The 1,793-nt window shown below is 70.6% G+C and carries 1 protein-coding gene and 1 pseudogene; both read right to left on the bottom strand.

What is annotated here, in order from left to right:
* A pseudogene (locus ABT061_RS48230) lies at positions 1-419 on the bottom strand (glycosyl transferase); the annotation flags it as partial.
* 24 nt (positions 420-443) lie between these two features.
* Entirely contained in the window at positions 444-1,718 is a 1,275-nt protein-coding gene (locus tag ABT061_RS48235) for an activator-dependent family glycosyltransferase (protein ID WP_350930443.1), read from the bottom strand.
* Positions 1,719-1,793: the final 75 nt, after the last annotated feature.

The following is a 1,793-nucleotide window of genomic DNA, read 5'->3' on the forward strand; positions in this document are numbered from 1 at the left end:
GCGATCGGTGCGGCGAAGGTCAGTGGTTCCCAGATGACCAGGTCGGGCTGCCAGGAGCGGGCGAACTCCACCAGACCCCCGATGATCGGGAAGTTCCCGTAGCGGTGCCAGATGCCCGCCGCCTCGGCCATTCCCGGCTTGAGGTAGTCCCAGGTGGCCTTGGCCGGGTCGTCGAAGGCGTCGTACGGCGCGGAGATACCGGGCCGGTTGACCTCGATCTCCGCCTCTTCCTCCGTCATCTGCAGGTCGCGGTCGTGCCCGACCGGTACGGCGGTCAGACCCGCCTGGGTGATGACATCGGAGAAGGAGGGTTGGCTGGCGACGCACACCTCGTGGCCGGCCGTGCGCAGCGCCCAGGCCAGCGGGGCCATGTAGAGGAAGACCGTCTTCGACGGGTTCAGCGCGAACAGGACACGCATCTGGACTCTCCTTTCAGCTGGATGTCAGCGGTCGGCGACCCGGTGCTTGGCGGTGAGCTCCTCCAGCCGGGGGACGAGCTGGTTGGGGGTGGGCAGGGCGCGGATCTCGTCGCGGAGCGACATGGCGCGCTCGCCGAAGCCCGGCTCGCCGAGCAGGCGCAGCACACCGGCACGGACGCTCTCCCCGGTGGCCCGGTCGGCGCGGATGGTCAGCGACCCGCCCTGCGCGGCGGCGCGGCGGGCCAGCTCGGGCTCGTCGAAGTCCCACGGCACGGTGAGCTGGGGGACACCGTGCAGGGCGCTGGTCAGGAAGGTGCCGGGCCCGGCGTGGTTGATGATGACCGAGCAGCTGGGGACCAGCGCGTGCAGCGGGACCCAGGACACGATCCGGGCGTTGCCGGGGACGCTGGTGAGCTTCTGCTGCGCGGACTCGGCGATGGTGGCGACGACCTCGACGTCGAGGTCGGCCAGAGAGTCCAGGATGTCCCGCACGTCGGCGGCGTAGCCGGCGTAGCGGTCGGTGGCGGTGGTGCCCAGGGTCAGGGCGATGCGGGGGCGCTCGGGCGCGGACCACAGCCACTTCGGCACGGCGGCGACACCACCGTAGGGGACGTAGCGCATCGGCAGGTAGTCCAGGCCGGCGTCCATGCTCAGCGACGCGGGGAGCTGATGGACGGTGAACTGGCCGGTGAACAGGTCCTCGGTGAAGTCGAACCCGTACTTGCGGGCGTAGGGGCCGAGCCAGTCGACCATCGGGTCGGCGCGGTCGTGCTCCGGGCGTTCGGCCTTGAGCCGCAGGTAGTGCTCGCGGGCGACGCCGAAGACGTCGACGCTCCACACCAGACGCGCGTGCGCGGCGCCGCAGGCCTCGGCGGCGATGCCTCCCGCGTAGGTGTTGGACTCCCAGATGACCAGGTCGGGCCGCCAACTGCGGGCGAAGTCGGTCAGACCGGCGATCATCGGGAAGTTGTCCAACTGGTGCCACTGCTCCACGAGGGTCGCGTACCCGTCGCGCATCGTCTCCCAGTCGACGGCCGCCGGATCCACCGCGGCGTCGTACGGCGCGGGCAGCCCGGCCCGCTCGGCCTCGACCTGCTCGATGTTGAGCTCCGCCAGCCGCCAGGTGGAGGGGTCACGACCGACCGAGACGGCGGTCAGGCCGGCCTGGGTGACGACGTCGACGAACTTGGGCTGGACCGCGACGCGCACCTCGTGACCGGCGGTACGCAGCGCCCAGGCCAGCGGAACCATCGCGTGGAAGATGGTCTTGTCCGGGTAGGTGGTGAACAGGATGCGCATGGTGGTGGTGTCTCCTGGTCGGGCGTCAGCGGTGTTTGGCGGTGAGTTCTTCGAGCTGGGGGACGAGCTGGTTGG

This window comes from Streptosporangium sp. NPDC002544 (assembly GCF_040295965.1).
Lineage (GTDB): Bacteria > Actinomycetota > Actinomycetes > Streptosporangiales > Streptosporangiaceae > Streptosporangium.

Bases quoted from the DNA above. Each gene is read 5' to 3' on its own strand.
- ABT061_RS48235 (WP_350930443.1), bottom strand. From the start codon at position 1,718: ATGCGCATCCTGTTCACCACCTACCCGGACAAGACCATCTTCCACGCG.